Genomic DNA, 17,191 nt, shown 5'->3' on the forward strand with positions numbered 1-17,191 from the left:
TTTACTTCATCTTCGTGAGTTAAATTGGTTTGAGTCTAGCACTTTTAAATATGAAAGAAAGTGTAAAAATGCTGCAATATTTAGCTGTAAATTTGATATAGCAGGCAAAAAGTCCTGTGCTTATCCGCTGATCGCTAGAGTTGTAACAAAGCATGCAAGATGTTTGTGGTGTCTTATTTTTTCTCCGTATTCAGGTATAATACCCGATTATTTTTTCGCTCATTAGAGCAGGGGCTGCTCATCTGAGCCCCAGATTTGGTTTTCTATTGAGGAGTCCTACGTGGCCCAATATATTTATACGATGAACCGAGTGTCGAAAATGGTTCCGCCTAAGCGCGAAATCTTGAAAGACATCTCCTTATCATTTTTCCCAGGTGCGAAAATTGGTGTGCTTGGTTTAAACGGTGCAGGTAAATCGACTTTGCTCCGTATTATGGCGGGCGTAGATAAAGATTTCTCTGGTGAAGCTCGTGCACAGCCAGGCATCAAAATTGGTTATCTTGAACAAGAACCACCACTAGACCCGAGCAAAGATGTACGCGGCAACGTGGAAGATGGTGTGCGTGAAGCTTTAGATGCTTTAGAGCGTTTAGACCAAGTTTTTGCAGAATATGCAGATCCAGATGCAGATTTCGACAAACTTGCAAAAGAGCAAGAGAAGTTAGAAGCGATTATCCAAACTTGGGATGCACACAACCTGAACAATCAGCTTGAACAAGCAGCGGCAGCATTAAATTTGCCAGCTTGGGATGCTGATGTTAACAAATTATCGGGTGGTGAGCGTCGTCGTGTGGCTTTATGCCGTTTGTTATTGTCTAAACCAGACATGCTGCTTCTAGACGAGCCGACGAACCACTTGGATGCAGAATCTGTATCTTGGTTAGAGCGTTTCTTAAAAGACTTCCCGGGTACGATTGTGGCAATTACCCACGACCGTTACTTCTTGGATAACGTTGCAGAATGGATTTTAGAACTTGACCGTGGACATGGTATTCCATATCAAGGTAACTACTCTTCATGGTTAGAGCAGAAAAATAACCGTTTAGAGCAAGAACAGAAGCAAGAAGAATCTTTTGCTAAAGCCTTGAAAAAAGAATTGGAATGGGTACGTTCTAATGCGAAAGGCCAGCAAAAGAAAAACAAAGCGCGTATGGAGCGTTTTGAAGAGCTTAACTCGCGTGAATTCCAACAGCGTAACGAAACTTCTGAAATTTATATTCCACCTGGCCCACGTTTAGGGAACAAAGTGGTGGAAGTGGAAAACATCAGCAAGTCATTTGGTGATCGCTTACTTTACGAAAACCTTTCCTTTACTGTGCCGCCTGCAGCGATTGTGGGGATTGTCGGTCCAAACGGTGCGGGTAAAACGACTTTATTCCGTATGATGACTGGCGAGCAGCAACCTGATACGGGCAGCGTGACTTTAGGTGACTCGGTAAAAGTGGCTTATGTCGGTCAGATTCGTGACACTCTAGATGATGACAAAACTGTTTGGGAAGAAGTTTCTGGCGGTTTAGACATTTTGAAAGTGGGCGATTATGAAATTGCATCGCGTGCTTATATTGGTCGCTTTAACTTTAAAGGTCAGGATCAGCAAAAACGCGTTGGTGAATTGTCGGGTGGTGAGCGTAACCGTTTACAACTGGCAAAAATTCTACAGCAGGGCGCAAATGTGATCTTGCTGGATGAGCCATCAAACGACTTGGATATTGAAACTTTACGTGCACTGGAAGATGCAATTTTAGTCTTCCCAGGTACAGTGATGGTGGTATCGCACGACCGTTGGTTCCTAGACCGTATTGCAACGCACATCTTGTCATTCGAAGATGAGCAACCAGAATTCTTTACAGGTAACTATACTGAGTTTGAAGAATATCGCCGTAAGAAATATGGTGATGATCTGGCAACCAAACGTAGCAAATACCGTAAAATTGGCGCTTAAGTCTAAAAACTTGAGTTCTCATTAAAAAAACCAGCCGAGAAGGCTGGTTTTTTTATATTTGCTCGATAATGTGGTCTTGTGATCAACCTAGCAACATTTTTCTTAATCTAGATGTAGACCAGTGAGGTTTAAACTTCCCACTCATGTGCACATTCACGGCACTTCCATTTTTTTTGTGACTGCATAAAGGCTTGCATAGAAATTTTGAAATCAGGCAAATCACGATAAAACAAGAAACCTGCAATTACACACAGCACAAATACCGCCACAGTAATGCTTTGTAAGGTTGTGCCTGCACCATCACCAAAAATCCACATGGCGATACTGATCAAGACAAGAAGTAATAAGACAAATACCGCTGGAATAAGCATCACCAAGCTTTTTGGCACCACAGGACGCGGTGTTGTTTGACCTGCCTGCGCAACAGGCATGATTTTTGGGCTTTGACATTTAGGGCATCGGTATTGCATTACAACTCCAAAATTCTAATCTGATCGTTATTCTAACCAAATGTACGGCAAATCAAAAACAGTCTGTCAGAAAACAGGGCAATAAAAAAGCCCAAGTCATTGCTTGAGCTTTATTATAAGATGAAGATAAGTCAATTTATATTCATCTTGAATATGGCGTCCCTACGGGGATTCGAACCCCGGTTACCGCCGTGAAAGGGCGATGTCCTAGGCCTCTAGACGATAGGGACTTGATGAGGCAACACAGGTAAAGCCTTATTTAAACTTGGTGGAGTCAAGCGGGATCGAACCGCTGACCTCTACAATGCCATTGTAGCGCTCTACCAACTGAGCTATGACCCCAGTCTGTGTGAGCGCAATATTAGGGCTATTGCGCGCACACGTCAACAAAAAAATGAATTAAGCTGGATCAATTGCATCATTTTTCGGCAATTTGATGCTTTCATTCAGTTTTTCCCAGACTTTAACTTCTTTTTTGCTTGGTCCGCCAACCACTTCTAAGGCATGACGCAAACGCGCAAAGGTCAGGTCAGGACCAATGGTGACCATGGTTTGCATCACAGGTGTAGATGCGGTTGAACCTGCAATTGCAATAAAGAACGCAGGCATGAAATCACGCAATTTGATTTCCATTTGGTTGGCTAAATCCATTAGGGTTTGGCTCACCGTGTCGTTGTTCCAAGTAAATAGACTTTCTAAACGCCAAATTGCAAATTGTAGGCTTTGACGCACTTGTTCTTCAGACAGTTTTTTACTTTCAAACTGTTCCTTGCTCAAGCTTGGGAAATGGTTGAAGTAATGTGCAGACCAATTGACCGCTTCTGAGAGTAAATTAATACGCGGTTGAATCGCGGCGGCAATCTCTTCCAATTTGGCACGATCTGCTTTCCAAGCCAATAAGGTATCTAACAGCTCAGCAGGTGAAAGCGCTTTAATCCATTGACCATTCAGCCAATTGAGTTTTTCCACATCAAAGATAGGGCCGCCTAGTGAAACACGTTGAATATCAAAGTGTTCAATCATTTCGGCTAAGGTGAATTTTTCACTTTCATCTGGCATTGACCAACCCATGCGACCTAAATAGTTCAGCAAAGCTTCAGGTAATACCCCAATATCTTTATAGTAGTTAATTGAAGTTGGGTTTTTACGCTTAGACAATTTAGATTTATCTGGGTTACGTAACAATGGCATGTGACACAACACAGGCATATCCCAACCAAAATATTGATATAGCAATTGATGTTTGGGTGCAGATGGAATCCATTCTTCGCCACGAATTACGTGGGTGATTTGCATTAAATGGTCATCGACCACATTCGCCAAATGGTAAGTTGGTAAGCCATCTGTTTTCAGTAAAATTTGCATATCGACTTGCGCCCATGGAATTTCCACTTCACCGCGTAGCATGTCGTTAAATTTACATACGCCTTCGGTTGGCACTTTCATACGAATAACATGCGCTTCGCCTGCCGCTAAACGACGCTGTACTTCATCTGCAGACAAGTTTAAACCACGACCATCGTAGCGCGGGCTTTCACCACGTGCTTGCTGCTCTGCACGCATTTGATCCAGTTCTTCGCTAGTAGCGAAGCAATAGAAAGCATGTCCTTGTTCAACCAATTGCAAGGCATATTGCTTATAAATATCCATACGTTCAGATTGGCGATACGGTGCATGCGGGCCGCCGACATCTGGACCTTCTGCCCAATTTAAGCCTAACCAACGCAATGAATCCAAAATCATTTTTTCAGATTCTGGAGTTGAACGCAGTTGGTCAGTATCTTCAATACGAAGAATAAATTCACCACCGTGTTGTTTGGCAAAACATAAGTTAAACAAGGCGATATACGCTGTTCCCACGTGCGGGAAACCAGTAGGAGAAGGCGCGATACGAGTACGAACAGTCATAAGCAAAAATTAATTCAAAATGTAAATTGCAACCATTATAACGAAAAAGCCCAAGTACTTAATGTTAAATTCAACATTCTGTACTTGGGCGTTTCAACTGCATTTGAAAAGGGGATCAAAGGCAGTGAATTTAATGCGGAGTTATGAGTTATCTTGCGGGAATAAGGCTTGTACAAAACGGCTAAAACGCTGATTTTGCAAGGCAAAGAAATTTTGAGTTGGAGCGACATGAATGGAAGTCAGCACTTTTAAATCATTATTTGATTCAAACTTTTGCTTGTCTGCCTGTTTTTGTTGGGTAAGGGCTTTTTCAATTAAAGACCCCTTTTCCGCAGTTAAATGGGTTTTACTTTCAGTAGACTTGATCACAGCACTGTGACTGACTGTGCTTAAAGTGAGTAATGCTGCGCATATGAGTTTAGATTTCATCTTGATTCCCCCTTTCCTTTATGAATGAACTCACAATTTATAAATTGTTTTAATCACTTTAATATTTAATCACAAAAATCATAACAAAAGTAGATTTGCGTCACACTCTTAATAAGATCTTTATCATTATTTACTCACTATATACCGATTTTTCAGATGATCTTTGATTTAGAACATGTTGTAACAAACAACTGTGGAGATATCGTGAAGATTGTTACAAAAGTCACAATAAAATAGTTTTGAAGCGGGTTTGATTGCTGTGATGTCGCTTATTTTACCGTTGAGTCTAAAAACGGATCAAAGTTTTATTCACTTTTCATATATCTAATCCATAAAAAGGTATAAATTTGGAATAAACGCCGCATCTTGAATTAAATTGATTAAAAACAATTAATTAAAGCTAAATTATTTGAATTTAATCATTTTTTGCATGTTTTTTACAAATTGCGCAGCGCCTGAGCATTGCATATATTGAGCGACAGATTAAAGGTGATGTGTGCTGTAATGAAAACTCAATTGAAAGCTTTATTGGCTGCTGCGCTATTGGCAACAGGTTTTGCTGCAACGACTGCTCAGGCTGCAGATCGTCAGTTTTTAAATGTATCGTATGATGCGACCCGCGAATTTTATGATGAATTTAACAAGTCGTTTGGTCAGTACTGGAAAAAACGTACAGGTTTAGACGTCAACTTTAAACAATCACATGGTGGTTCAGGCAAGCAAGCGCGTTCTGTGGTCGATGGTTTAAAGGGCGATGTCGTAACTTTGGCATTGGCGAATGACATTGAAGAAATTGTAAAGTCAGGTCAAATCCAAGCAGGTTGGCAAAAAGAATTTCCTCATAACTCTGCGCCTTATACCTCGACCATCGTCTTTATGGTGCGTAAAGGCAATCCGAAAAACATTAAAGACTGGAATGACTTAACCAAACCAGGCGTACAAATTATTACCCCTAACCCGAAAACAGGTGGTTTGCCACGTTGGGTGTATTTATCGGCTTGGGGTTATGCAGAAAAGCAGCCGGGCGGCTCTAAGGCCAAAGCGCAAGAATTTGTGGGCAAGATGTACCACAATGTAAAAGTGATGGATTCGGCAGCACGTGCGTCGATGACTACATTTGCTGAACGTGGCATTGGTGATGTGTTGTTGACTTGGGAAAATGAAGCCCTTGTAACTTTAAAAACCTTAGGCAAAGACAAGTTTGATATTGTTTATCCATCTATTTCTATTTTGACTGAACCTTCGGTGGCAATCGTAGACCGCACAGTAGAAAAAAATGGCAATAAATGGTTAGCGACAGGCTATATCAACTATTTATATTCACCTTTAGGTCAGGAAATGGCGGCTAAGCATTTCTACCGTCCACGTAATGAAAAAGTCCTTGCAAAATATGCAGCACAATTCCCGAAATTAAAAACCTTCACGATTGATGAAGTGTTCGGTGGCTGGGAAAATGCACAAAAAACACATTTTGTGAATGGTGCGATTTTCGACCAAATTTATAATACTAAGCGTTAAACAGATATCCATTTTCGGCTAATCTTTTATTGGATTGGCACACAAAAAAATCTCTACGGAGATTTTTTTGTGCTTTAAAAAAGTCAAAAACGGTTTTCCCTATGGAAAGTAATATTTATCTACAAAAAGACGTTTGGAGCTTTGCCAAAACAAGGTAATAATGTGCAGTTAAATTTTAGCTGTATTGATTGAACCTTATGTCGCATATTTCTGTATTACTTCATGAAACTGTTGATGCCGTGTTGGCAGATCGCAATACAGGAATTTATGTCGATGCCACCTTTGGACGAGGTGGACACACGCGTTTGTTGTTATCCAAATTGGATGCGCAGGCGCGAGTTTATGCCTTTGATAAAGATCCACAAGCTTTGGCCGTGGCAGCAGAATTGGGACAGCAAGATTCGCGATTTCAAATTATTCATGCCAGTTTTGCTGATATGCAGCAAGCGTTGAATGATTTGGGCGTCACTCAGGTCGATGGTGTGATGGCCGATTTAGGCGTGTCGTCACCACAGCTAGATCAGGCAGAACGCGGTTTTAGCTTTATGAAAGACGGCCCGCTTGATATGCGTATGGACAATTCACAAGGCCCGACTGCAGCAGAATGGCTGGTGGATATTGAAGAAGAAGCCTTAGCCAATGTGATTTTTCAATATGGTGAAGAACGTTATAGCCGCCGTATTGCCAAAGCCATTAAACAGGCGGGTTATATTGAAACCACCGCACAATTGGCTGAAATTGTAAAAGTTGCCCATCCGAAGTGGGAAAAAAACAAACACGCTGCAACGCGTACTTTTCAGGCAATTCGTATTGCGATTAATAAAGAATTAGAAGATATTGAAAACTTCTTACCGCAGGCGGTTGAGGTATTAAAACCCGAAGGTCGTTTGGCTGTAATTAGCTTCCACTCTTTGGAAGATCGTTTAATTAAACAGTTTATTCAAAAAGAATCGAGCCTGCCTGAAGATTCAGGTTGGGGCTTGCCACAACAGCAACAAGATACGCGTCGATTGAAAAAAATATCACGTGTGCGTGCTAGTGATGAAGAAGTCAAAGCCAATCCACGCTCACGCAGCGCATGGCTACGTGTTGCAGAACGATTAGCTTGAAAAGGCCAATAATGAAAACTGAAAGCGTTGAAAAAAATCAATCTCAAGTGCGACTGAAAAAAATGGTCGCCTATTTTATTTTATTGGCGCTGGTATTTATCAGCGCGATTATGGTGGTGTTTCAAGTGTTTGAATATCGCCATGATTATCGTGAGCTGAGTTCTTATATGCGCGAGCGAGATGACTTAAATGCCGAATGGGGGCGTTTGTTAATTGAACAGCAGACCTTTGGTGCAACTGCACAAATTGGCACCCGTGCGGTGACGCAACTGCGTATGTATTCACCGCCCGCACCGCAAACTGTGGTGATTTCTTTGCCTACAACCTCAGAACAACAATAAGGCGAGTTGCACATGGTCGATACGCGTAAAAAGCAAACCCGAAAGAAACAGCAATCGGTAACTGGAAAAAATGCCATTCATGTAGAAATGTGGCGTTTTTACTTAATGTGGGCTGTGGTACTGCTGGTGTTCGTGGCACTGGTGGGACGTGCTTTTTATGTGCAAATTGTGAACCATGACTTTTTACAAAATAAAGCCAATGCCAATATTTTAAGAACAGAAAAGCTCAAAGCTATGCGCGGGGTGATTTATGATCGCCACGGTGTGCCTTTGGCAATTAGTACCCCTGTAATGAAAGTGGTGATTGATCCACGTGATTATTTTGACAATAAAAAACTGTTTGAAGAAATTACAGCCGAGTTGGAAAAAAATCCGACCAGTCGTAAATTGCAGCGTCAATTGCCAGATAAAAACTTGAATTTAGATGAACTTGCCGATGCAGTTGGGATGGATCGCCAAGAACTGAAAAATAAAATGAACGAGCGTCCGCGTTCACGTTATTTGGTTTTACAAAAAGAAGTGCCGCCGCAACAGGCAGAGCTGATTCTAAAACGTAATTTCCAAGGGGTATATACCGAGAAAAACTATAAGCGTTATTACCCGCAGCCACAGCCGAATGCACAAATTATTGGTTTGACCAATAGTGAAGGCACAGGCATTGAAGGCTTGGAAATGCAGCTAAATACCCGCTTGGCAGGCGTGGATGGCGAACAGCAAATCGTGCGCGATAAAAAGGGTAACCGTGTCAAAGACCCAGAAGTGGTGAGAGAGGTTGAACCGGGCGAAAATATTACCCTGAGTATCGACTCACGTTTGCAATACATTATGTATCGTGAATTGACTGCGGCAGGGGTAGCAAATAATGCCCGTTCAGCCACAGCAATTGCGGTAGATGTGAAAACGGGTGAAATTTTGGCGATGACCAGTTGGCCGTCGTATAACCCGAATGACAAAAAAAGTTTGTCCAATAAAGATGCCATGCGTAACCGTGGTGCGGTGGATTCTTTTGAACCGGGTTCGACCATGAAGCCTATGACGGTGGCAATGGCACTGGAAAGTGGCAAATATTCACCGAATACCGTGGTCAATTTAAGTGGTGGTTCAATGCGGGTGGGTAATCATACCATTCGTGATACTCACAATTATGGCTCACTGACTTTGGCGGGAATCATCCAAAAATCGTCAAACGTGGGTGTGGCGAAAATTGCCTTATCTTTACCGTATGCGACCTTGCCGACTTTTTATAAGCGTTTAGGGTTTGGTGCGCGTTCTGCAGTGAAATTTCCGGGTGAAAGTGCAGGTTTAATTTTGCCGCCAAGCAAGTGGAATGTGTCGGAAGTGGCGACCATGTCTTATGGTTATGGTTTGAACGCCACTGTGCTGCAATTGGCAGATGCCTATGCCATGCTTGCCAATAAAGGCGTAAAAATGCCGCTGAGTTTATACAAATTAGAAGAACAGCCTAAAGGCGAACAAATTGTTGATGCTAAAATTGCCGATCAAGTTCTACTGATGATGGAAGCCGTAACGTTACCCGGTGGTACGGCACGTCAAGCCAATATTCCAGGCTATCGGGTTGCAGGTAAAACGGGAACAGCGCATAAACTTCGTGCAGACCGCAAAGGCTATTCACAGACTGAATATCGTGCCTTGTTTGCTGGGGTTGCGCCAGTCAGTGATCCGCGTTTAGCCATGGTGGTCGTGGTGGAAAATCCAACAGGACAGTATTATGGTGGTTTGGTGGCAGCGCCTGTATTTGCTCGTGTGATGCAAGAATCTTTACGTTTAATGAACGTACCTTTAGATAAACCTTTAGAAACTCCCAACATCCAATAACAGGTGACGCATGTCTATCAGCTTTCAAAATATTTATCGCAGTTCCCGCGTTGCAGATTGGATGATACAAGACTTTCAGGGCTTTCAACTTGACAGCCGCCATGTGACAGCAGGGCAAATTTTTATTGCCCTGACCAGTTTGTCGCAGCCTGAAAAAACCGCACAATTTGCACAAGCAGCTTTAGATCAAGGTGCTTTGGCGGTGATTTCGGAAGCTGAACTGGCAGTTGCCAATAATTTGGTGGTGCCAGATGTGCGTCAGCGCATGGGACAGTGGCAAAAACAATATTTACAAGCACGACAGCCTGTACCTTTAGCGCGTATGCTTGCAGTCACGGGCACCAATGGTAAAACCACGATTTCCCGCTTAATTGCTGAGTTGTTAATGTTACAAGCCCAACGCTGTGCGGTAATGGGCACCACAGGCAACGGAATTTTGCCTAATTTGGAAGCTTCAACACATACCACTTTAGATGCCTTGCAACTGCAAAATGCTTTATACAGCTATGCACAACAGGGGGCAAAATTTGCCGCAATTGAAGCCAGTTCACATGGTTTGGAGCAAGGGCGCTTAAATGGCTGCGATATTGAAATTGCGGTATATAGCAACCTGAGCCGTGATCATTTGGATTATCACGGTACTTTAGAGGCGTATGCTGCAGCCAAAGCCATGCTGTTTCAGTTTGCCAGTTTAAAAGTTGCAATTGTCAATTTAGATGATGAATATGCTGGGATCATGTTGCAAGCGGCGCAACAGAACCCTGCGCAACCGAAAATTTTGACTTATTCCACGCAGCAAGCGGCAGACTATCAAGTACAGCAGATTGAATACAGTCTGAATGGTGTACGTTTCCATCTACAAACTGCTACGGCAGAATATGTGGTGCAAAGTCCGTTGCTCGGACATTTTAATGTTGAAAACTTGGTCGCGAGTTTAATCGCAGCAGAGCAAGCAGGTTTTGCATTACAGGATTTAATACACACGACTGCACAACTCAAAGGCGCACCGGGGCGTATGCAAGTGTTGCGTGATGCAGAGCGTTTATTTGTGGTGGATTATGCACACACGCCAGATGCCCTAATTCAAGTGTTGCAAACCTTAAAACGCCATGTTAGCGCACAGCTTTGGGCGGTGTTTGGCTGCGGTGGAGATCGGGATCGAGGTAAACGCCCACTGATGACCCAAGCGGCATTGGACTATGCCAATGTTGTGCTTTTGACTTCTGATAACCCGCGTACAGAAGATCCTTTGCAAATTTTTGCCGATATGCAGACAGGTGTCGATTTGTCGGTGGCACAGAGCCATGAAATTCATGATCGTCGTGAAGCGATTAAATATGCAGTCAAATATGCACAGTCAGGCGATATCGTTTTGATTGCAGGCAAAGGTCATGAAAATTATCAAGAAATAGATGGGGTAAGACACTGGTTTGACGATGTGGTTGAAGTGCAATCTGCGATAGATGCACAGCATTGTTCACCTTCTGCTTATCCTGCCCAATAAGGAATTTGTATGCACACTTCCACCACCAGTACCGCAATTTTAGAACCTTGGACTGCCGAACAACTCAAACAGGCAACACAGGGTTATTGGTTCAATGGGCAAGCACCGCAAGGCGAGATTAAACGTATTTTAACCGATTCACGTCATGCCGAAGCAGGCGATGCCTTTTTGGCTTTAAAAGGTGAGCGTTTTGATGCGCATGATTTTGTGGCACAAGTAGCGACTCAGGGCTGTTCTATGGCAATTGTCAGCCAGCCTGTAGACGCAGATATTTGCCAATTGGTCGTGCCTGATACCCGTTTAGCCTTAGGACACTTAGGCGCATTTCGTCGTCAGCAACATCCACACTTAAAAGTGATTGCATTAACAGGCAGTAGCGGCAAAACCACCACCAAGGAAATGCTCGGTAGTATTTTGTCACGTTTGGCACCGACTTTAATTACCCGTGGCAACCTGAATAATGACTTGGGTGTGCCGATGATGTTATTGGAGTTGAATGCTAGCCATCAATACGCAGTGATGGAATTGGGCGCCAGTCATCAAGGTGAAATCGATTACACCTCAAACTTGGTACAGCCGCAGGTGGCAGGCATTATCAATATTGGTACTGCGCATTTAGGTGAGTTTGGTGGGCGTGATGGCATTTGTCGGGCCAAATCTGAAATTTATGCACATATTGCCTCGCAAGGTACAGCGATTGTCCCTGCTGCCGATGATTTTGCCGAACAGATTCAGCAAGCGGTTCAGTCAGAACAGCGTCTAAGTTTTGGTGAAGGCGGTGATGTGTTTGCGACAGACATTCAGTTGCAGCCACAATCGGCAAGTTTTTGTTTAAATACCACGCATGGTGTGCGTCAGATTCATTTGCCATTTGCAGGTGAACACAATGTACAAAATGCTATGGCTGCTGCTGCTTTTGCACTGGCAATTGGTGTGAGTTTAGATGATATTGTCGCAGGCTTGGAACAGGCACAGGGGGCAAAAGGCCGTTTGAACTTTATTCAGCAAGGCACACATTTATTCATTGATGACACCTATAATGCCAATCCAACCTCTATGCGTGCTGCAGGTGAAGTCCTTGCACAGCAAACAGGTGTGCGAGTTATGGTAATTGGTGATATTGGTGAGCTGGGCAATAGCGCAGCACAACAGCACTATATGTTGGGGCGTGATTTGGTGTCTATTCGTGGCATCAACTTTGTGGTGGCAGTCGGTGAATTTGCACCTGCGACCCAAGAAGGTGCGCGCAGTACCCAATATGGAAAAAAATTACAGGCTTTTGTCACTCAAGAACAAGCCTTGCCGTTTTTAATTGATCTGGTAAAAACACATCAACCTCAGTCCATGAGTTTCCTATTTAAAGGTTCTCGTTATACCCATATGGAAACGTTGATGGCTGCATTGATGGAGAAAATTTAAATGCTGTTATGGTTATTTGAGCAGCTGGCGGGCTATAACAGCTCGTTTCAGGTGGTTCGTTATTTAACATTACGTTCATTACTGAGTGTATTGACTGCGCTTGGCATCGGTTTGGTGCTAGGCCCTGTGATGATTCGTAAACTGCAAGCATTAAAATACGGTCAGGCAGTCAGCTCTTATGCACCTGAAGGGCATGCCAAAAAAATGGGTACGCCAACCATGGGCGGGGTATTAATCCTGCTTTCCATTGGTATTTCGACCCTATTATGGGCAGATTTATCTAACCCTTACGTCTGGATTGTACTGGCGGTCATGGTCATTTTTGGCGCTGTAGGCTGGGCAGATGACTGGATTAAAATTCGCTACAAAGACAATGCGGGTTTGCCTGCGCGTAAAAAATTCTTCTGGACTTCGGTAGCATCATTGGGTGCGGGTATTGCGTTGTATGTGATTGCAACCCAACAGCCAAATCCTGCACAAACCGCAGATATGTTGGATGTGTTGATTCCATTCTTTAAAGATTTCAGCATTCCATTGTCTTTGATTCCACTCGGTATTGGCTTCATTATCTTTACCTATTTGGTAATTAACGGTGCCTCAAATGCGGTGAACCTGACTGATGGTTTAGATGGCTTGGCAATTATGCCAATCGTATTAGTTGCAGCAGGTTTGGGCGTATTTGCCTACTTGGCGGGGGATGTTCGTTTTGCCGATTATCTGCATATCCCTTATGTGAAATATGCGTCTGAGTTGGTGGTGATTTGTGCCGCGATGATTGGAGCAGGCTTGGCCTTCCTGTGGTATAACGCGCATCCAGCACAAGTCTTTATGGGCGATGTCGGTGCACTGTCTTTAGGGGCAATGCTGGGTACGATTGCCGTCATGGTACGTCAGGAAATCGTGTTTGCGATTATGGGTGGGGTGTTTGTAGTTGAAGCGATTTCGGTATTCCTGCAAATTGGTTCACTACGTATGCGCAATAAACGGGTATTCTTAATGGCGCCGTTGCATCACCACTATGAAAAGAAAGGCTGGCGTGAAACTCAAGTGGTGATTCGCTTCTGGATTATCACAATTATGCTGGTGGTTTTAGGTTTAATGACTTTAAAATTACGTTAAGCCTATCCAACCGAAAATTTTAAAAGTCGGCACTCGCCGACTTTTTTATGTGGTTCACTCTGGAGAAAATGATGAATTTGCTGATGTGTCCTGTGTGTCGTCAGGTATTGCAACTGCATGATCGAACGTGGCGTTGTGCCAACAATCACAGCTATGATGTTGCGAAACAAGGCTACGTCAATTTGCATGTGGTGCAGCATAAGCACAGTAAAAATCCGGGGGATACACCTGCTTCGGTGCAGGCACGTCGCGCATTTTTAAGTGCAGGGCATTATGCGCCCTTGCAACAGGCAGTGGTGCAAAAAATTCGCACCTTACGCATCGAAAATTTGTTGGATATTGGCTGTGGTGAAGGCTATTACACCGCTGCCATGCAAGGCGAAGTGTTGCAGTGTGTCGGGGTGGATATTGCCAAGAATGCCGTACAAGTGGCGGCGAAACTGAATCCCGCAGTGACTTGGGTGGTGGGGACAGGGGCAACTTTGCCTGTTTTAGAACATTGTATTGATTTATGTGCCAGCTTGTTTAGCCCAATTCCGCAACAGGAAATTTTACGGGTTTTAAAACCACAAGGCTATTTGTTGGTAGTAACGCCTGCGCCTGAGCATTTATTGGCGATGCGTCAAGCTTTGTTTGAAGAAGTGAAGCCGCATGAACCTGAAAAATTTATCGCTCAATTACAAGATGCCTTTGATTTAGTCGATGCTAGCGTGGTGGAAACGCCGTTGCAGCTCAATCAAAGCGATTTAAATCATTTAATTGCCATGACACCTTATGCTTACAAAGCCAAAGCAGAGCGTCGTCAGACCTTGGAACAACAAACCCAATTTGATGTGACAGCACAGCATCAAATTTATCTGTTTCAGAAAAAGTAAGTTTGAGTGCTTCTGTCAAACTCATACTTTTGAAAAACTGACTGTCAGTAAAGTTTAAGTTGTACCCATAAAAAAGCCCTTATTTTTGTAAATGAGGGCTTTTTTCTGACTGCTTATCTGCGGTTATAAGACTTCATCAATTAAGTTTTCTAATGCATCGGGAGCAGGTTTGGCTGCATTGGGTTTAGCAGGGTTGTTGCTTGGCGCTTGCATGGCAGGCGGTGCAGCATTGTCAGGAATTAACACTTCCTCGCCTGGTAAGTCGTCAAAATCACGCTCAGGCGCGCGTACTGGTGCTGCAGGTGCAGGTCGATACAATGGTCGTGCCAATGGCGGTGAAGCACGATAATCCTGCTGTTGTTCTGCGCTCATTTGATTGAGTTCACGCTGTGGCGCTTTGGCTTTGCTGTCCAAACTGACCCAAGCTTCAGGTGTGCCTTTGAGTGCATTACCCATAAAGTCTGTCCAAATTGGCAGCGCTGCGATACCACCGTATTCACGACGTCCTAAAGTGGTCGGTTGGTCAAAGCCGACCCAAGCTACGGTCACCAGTTTACCATTGAAACCTGCGAACCAAGCGTCTTTGGCATCGTTGGTGGTTCCTGTTTTACCACCAATATCACCACGACCAATTCTAAGTGCAGCACGTCCAGTACCGTGTTGAATCACGTCACGTAAAATATTGGACATATCATACGCCGAGCTAGATTTTAAAATACGTTGTGCCTGTTTGTACTGACTACGCTCTGCCAATAAGTTCGGATATTGTTCAGCTTGTGCCAGTTTTTTATTGGTGACTTCAATCACTTCATCATCTGGTGTAGTGGCTTCGGCACTTTCCAACGTTTGTTCTTTGGCATTAATACAAGCAATACACGCATATTCAGGATTAGCTTGATAAATCACTTTGCCATAAGCATCTTCAATACGGTTAATGAAGTGCGGTTGAATACGGTAACCACCGTTGGCAAAAGTGGCATAGCCCGTGGCCATTTGAATAGGCAAAACTTGTGGTGTACCCAATGCAATAGTGTAGTTACGTGGAATCTGATCTTCCTGCAAACCAAAATCCATGAATAGTTGGCGGGTACGCTCAATACCGACTTCTTGTAATAAGCGTACCGAAACCGTGTTACGAGATAAATAGAGAGCACGACGTAACGGAATCATGCCTAAATGGCGACCATCGGAGTTACGTGGTGACCATTTACCAATGGTGATTGGACTGTCATTGACCATGGTGTGTGGCGTCATACCACGCTCTAAAGCCAGAGCATACACAAAAGGTTTGATGGTGGAACCCGGTTGACGCCAACCTTGTAAAGTACGGTTGAACTTAGATTGATAGAAGTTGTATCCACCGACCAACGCTTCAATGGCGCCATTATTCGGGTTAATTGCGACCAATTGACCTTGCACTTTCGGTACTTGTACCAATGACCAAGCGGTTTTATTTTCATTTGGACGTAAACGGACAATATCTTTGACTTTTACAATCTGTGCCGCACGACTTGGCGCATTGCCTACACTGTTGGCATTGCGATAGGGGCGCGCCCAAGACATACCTGACCATGGTACAGTAACTGTTGTGCCATCTTGCATTAACGCTTCAAAAGAATTATTCAGCACTTTGCTGACTTGCGCAGGGTAGGTGTTGGCATAAGCACGAAACTCATTCAGCGGTTTGTCGTGTGCCTCTGCACCACGCCAGCCGTGGCGACGGTCATAGGCTTCTAAGCCTTCTTGTACCGCCTGTTCTGCGTACATTTGACGTTTGCTGTCTACCGTGGTGTAAACTTTATAGCCCGAATCAACCGCTTGTTCACCAAATTTACTGACCAGTTCAGCACGCACCATTTCACCAATATACGGATGTTTATTGCTGATGCTGCGGTCTGGCATATCTAAATTAATCGGTTCAGCAATGGCTTTTTGGTATTCATTTTGGTTGATATAGCCCAGTTGCAGCATACGTCCCAAAATCCAGTTGCGACGCTCCAAAGCACGTTCAGGATTTACCACGGGATTGTAGCGCGAAGGTGCTTTAGGTAGGCCTGCAATCATCGCCATTTGTGCAATCGACAGTTCTTCTAGGCTTTTGTTGTAATAAATTTTGGCAGCTGCCGCGATGCCATAGGCATTTTTACCCAAAAAGATTTTATTGACGTATAAGGTCAAAATTTCTTCTTTGCTCAGGTTTTGTTCAATTTTACGCGCTAAAAAGATTTCGGTGAGTTTACGCTTTAAAGTACGATCAGGGCTGAGATAATAGTTTTTTGCCACTTGCATGGTAATGGTTGAGCCGCCAGTTTGCACATTGGAGCCTGTTACCGCCTCGCTCAACGCGCGCCCTAAGCCTTTGAAGCTAATCCCACTGTGTTCAAAAAAGGCAGAATCTTCTGCAGCTAAGAATGCAAAAATGAATTTTTCAGGAATATGTTCATAATCGACAGGCACAGAAAGCTTGCCGCCATACTCGGCAATTAGCTCATTATCGGCACTATAAACCTGTAATGGTTTTAATAATGGCGCTTTTTTTAAGGTGGTCATTTCTGGCAAAGATGGGGCAATATAGAGATACATGCCATAGAAACCCATCGGTATTGCGACCAAAATTATAATTATGATCAAAAAAAATGGATGAACACGACCCGAACAAGATAGCTTTTTCATAACAAGTGCGTTTTAATAAGCGCTAATAGCAAACTAATTGCTGGTCAG

13 protein-coding genes and 2 tRNA genes are annotated in these 17,191 nt (G+C 43.6%); 9 read left to right on the forward strand and 6 right to left on the reverse strand.

Going from position 1 to position 17,191, the window contains the following annotated elements:
- Window positions 1-280: 280 nt before the first annotated feature.
- The gene (gene ettA / locus FTT71_RS05255; RefSeq protein WP_004974427.1) at window positions 281-1,942 is read left to right on the forward strand and encodes an energy-dependent translational throttle protein EttA; all 1,662 of its coding nucleotides are present in this window, start codon (window positions 281-283) and stop codon (window positions 1,940-1,942) included.
- 128 nt (window positions 1,943-2,070) lie between these two features.
- Here ettA and FTT71_RS05260 read toward each other — a convergent pair whose 3' ends face one another.
- The 5 genes from FTT71_RS05260 to FTT71_RS05280 form a co-directional block, all read right to left on the reverse strand.
- Window positions 2,071-2,412 carry a hypothetical protein gene (locus FTT71_RS05260; RefSeq protein ID WP_004974430.1) on the reverse strand — a complete coding sequence of 114 codons (342 nt, stop codon included), beginning with the start codon at window positions 2,410-2,412 and terminating at the stop codon, window positions 2,071-2,073.
- A gap of 154 nt (window positions 2,413-2,566) precedes the next feature.
- Window positions 2,567-2,642 (reverse strand) — tRNA-Glu (locus FTT71_RS05265).
- A 36-nt stretch (window positions 2,643-2,678) separates the two neighbouring features.
- Window positions 2,679-2,754, reverse strand: a tRNA-Ala gene (locus tag FTT71_RS05270).
- Between the two features lie 57 nt (window positions 2,755-2,811).
- Complete coding sequence (gltX, locus tag FTT71_RS05275) at window positions 2,812-4,320, reverse strand: glutamate--tRNA ligase (RefSeq protein ID WP_154320243.1); 1,509 nt, start codon at window positions 4,318-4,320, stop codon at window positions 2,812-2,814.
- 141 nt (window positions 4,321-4,461) lie between these two features.
- The gene (locus FTT71_RS05280) at window positions 4,462-4,749 is read right to left on the reverse strand and encodes a hypothetical protein (RefSeq protein ID WP_019838212.1); all 288 of its coding nucleotides are present in this window, start codon (window positions 4,747-4,749) and stop codon (window positions 4,462-4,464) included.
- A 504-nt stretch (window positions 4,750-5,253) separates the two neighbouring features.
- On the opposite strand from FTT71_RS05280, the gene FTT71_RS05285 reads away from it, so the two are divergent.
- The 8 genes from FTT71_RS05285 to FTT71_RS05320 all read left to right on the forward strand — a co-directional run bounded on the left by FTT71_RS05285 (window position 5,254) and on the right by FTT71_RS05320 (window position 14,470).
- The gene (locus FTT71_RS05285; RefSeq protein WP_096901291.1) at window positions 5,254-6,267 is read left to right on the forward strand and encodes a sulfate ABC transporter substrate-binding protein; all 1,014 of its coding nucleotides are present in this window, start codon (window positions 5,254-5,256) and stop codon (window positions 6,265-6,267) included.
- A 197-nt stretch (window positions 6,268-6,464) separates the two neighbouring features.
- Window positions 6,465-7,376, forward strand: coding sequence for a 16S rRNA (cytosine(1402)-N(4))-methyltransferase RsmH (gene rsmH / locus FTT71_RS05290; protein WP_096901290.1), 912 nt, complete (start codon window positions 6,465-6,467; stop codon window positions 7,374-7,376).
- An 11-nt stretch (window positions 7,377-7,387) separates the two neighbouring features.
- Window positions 7,388-7,717 carry a cell division protein FtsL gene (ftsL, locus tag FTT71_RS05295; protein ID WP_373683414.1) on the forward strand — a complete coding sequence of 110 codons (330 nt, stop codon included), beginning with the start codon at window positions 7,388-7,390 and terminating at the stop codon, window positions 7,715-7,717.
- A gap of 12 nt (window positions 7,718-7,729) precedes the next feature.
- Window positions 7,730-9,553 (forward strand): penicillin-binding protein PBP3, encoded by a 1,824-nt coding sequence (ftsI, locus tag FTT71_RS05300; RefSeq protein WP_131260649.1) that lies wholly within the window; start codon window positions 7,730-7,732, stop codon window positions 9,551-9,553.
- A gap of 10 nt (window positions 9,554-9,563) precedes the next feature.
- Window positions 9,564-11,057 carry a UDP-N-acetylmuramoyl-L-alanyl-D-glutamate--2,6-diaminopimelate ligase gene (locus FTT71_RS05305; RefSeq protein ID WP_180160761.1) on the forward strand — a complete coding sequence of 498 codons (1,494 nt, stop codon included), beginning with the start codon at window positions 9,564-9,566 and terminating at the stop codon, window positions 11,055-11,057.
- A gap of 9 nt (window positions 11,058-11,066) precedes the next feature.
- Complete coding sequence (gene murF, locus FTT71_RS05310; RefSeq protein WP_180160762.1) at window positions 11,067-12,476, forward strand: UDP-N-acetylmuramoyl-tripeptide--D-alanyl-D-alanine ligase; 1,410 nt, start codon at window positions 11,067-11,069, stop codon at window positions 12,474-12,476.
- Complete coding sequence (mraY, locus tag FTT71_RS05315) at window positions 12,477-13,595, forward strand: phospho-N-acetylmuramoyl-pentapeptide-transferase (protein WP_019836136.1); 1,119 nt, start codon at window positions 12,477-12,479, stop codon at window positions 13,593-13,595.
- 71 nt (window positions 13,596-13,666) lie between these two features.
- Entirely contained in the window at window positions 13,667-14,470 is an 804-nt protein-coding gene (locus FTT71_RS05320) for a putative RNA methyltransferase (protein WP_004974455.1), read from the forward strand.
- A 123-nt stretch (window positions 14,471-14,593) separates the two neighbouring features.
- Here the strand turns inward: FTT71_RS05320 and ponA are convergent, their stop codons facing one another.
- Window positions 14,594-17,143: a penicillin-binding protein PBP1a gene (gene ponA / locus FTT71_RS05325; RefSeq protein WP_179995886.1), complete on the reverse strand. Its 2,550-nt coding sequence runs from the start codon at window positions 17,141-17,143 to the stop codon at window positions 14,594-14,596.
- Window positions 17,144-17,191: the final 48 nt, after the last annotated feature.

Origin of the sequence: Acinetobacter sp. YH01004 (assembly GCF_013420455.1) — a bacterium.
GTDB lineage: Bacteria > Pseudomonadota > Gammaproteobacteria > Pseudomonadales > Moraxellaceae > Acinetobacter > Acinetobacter towneri.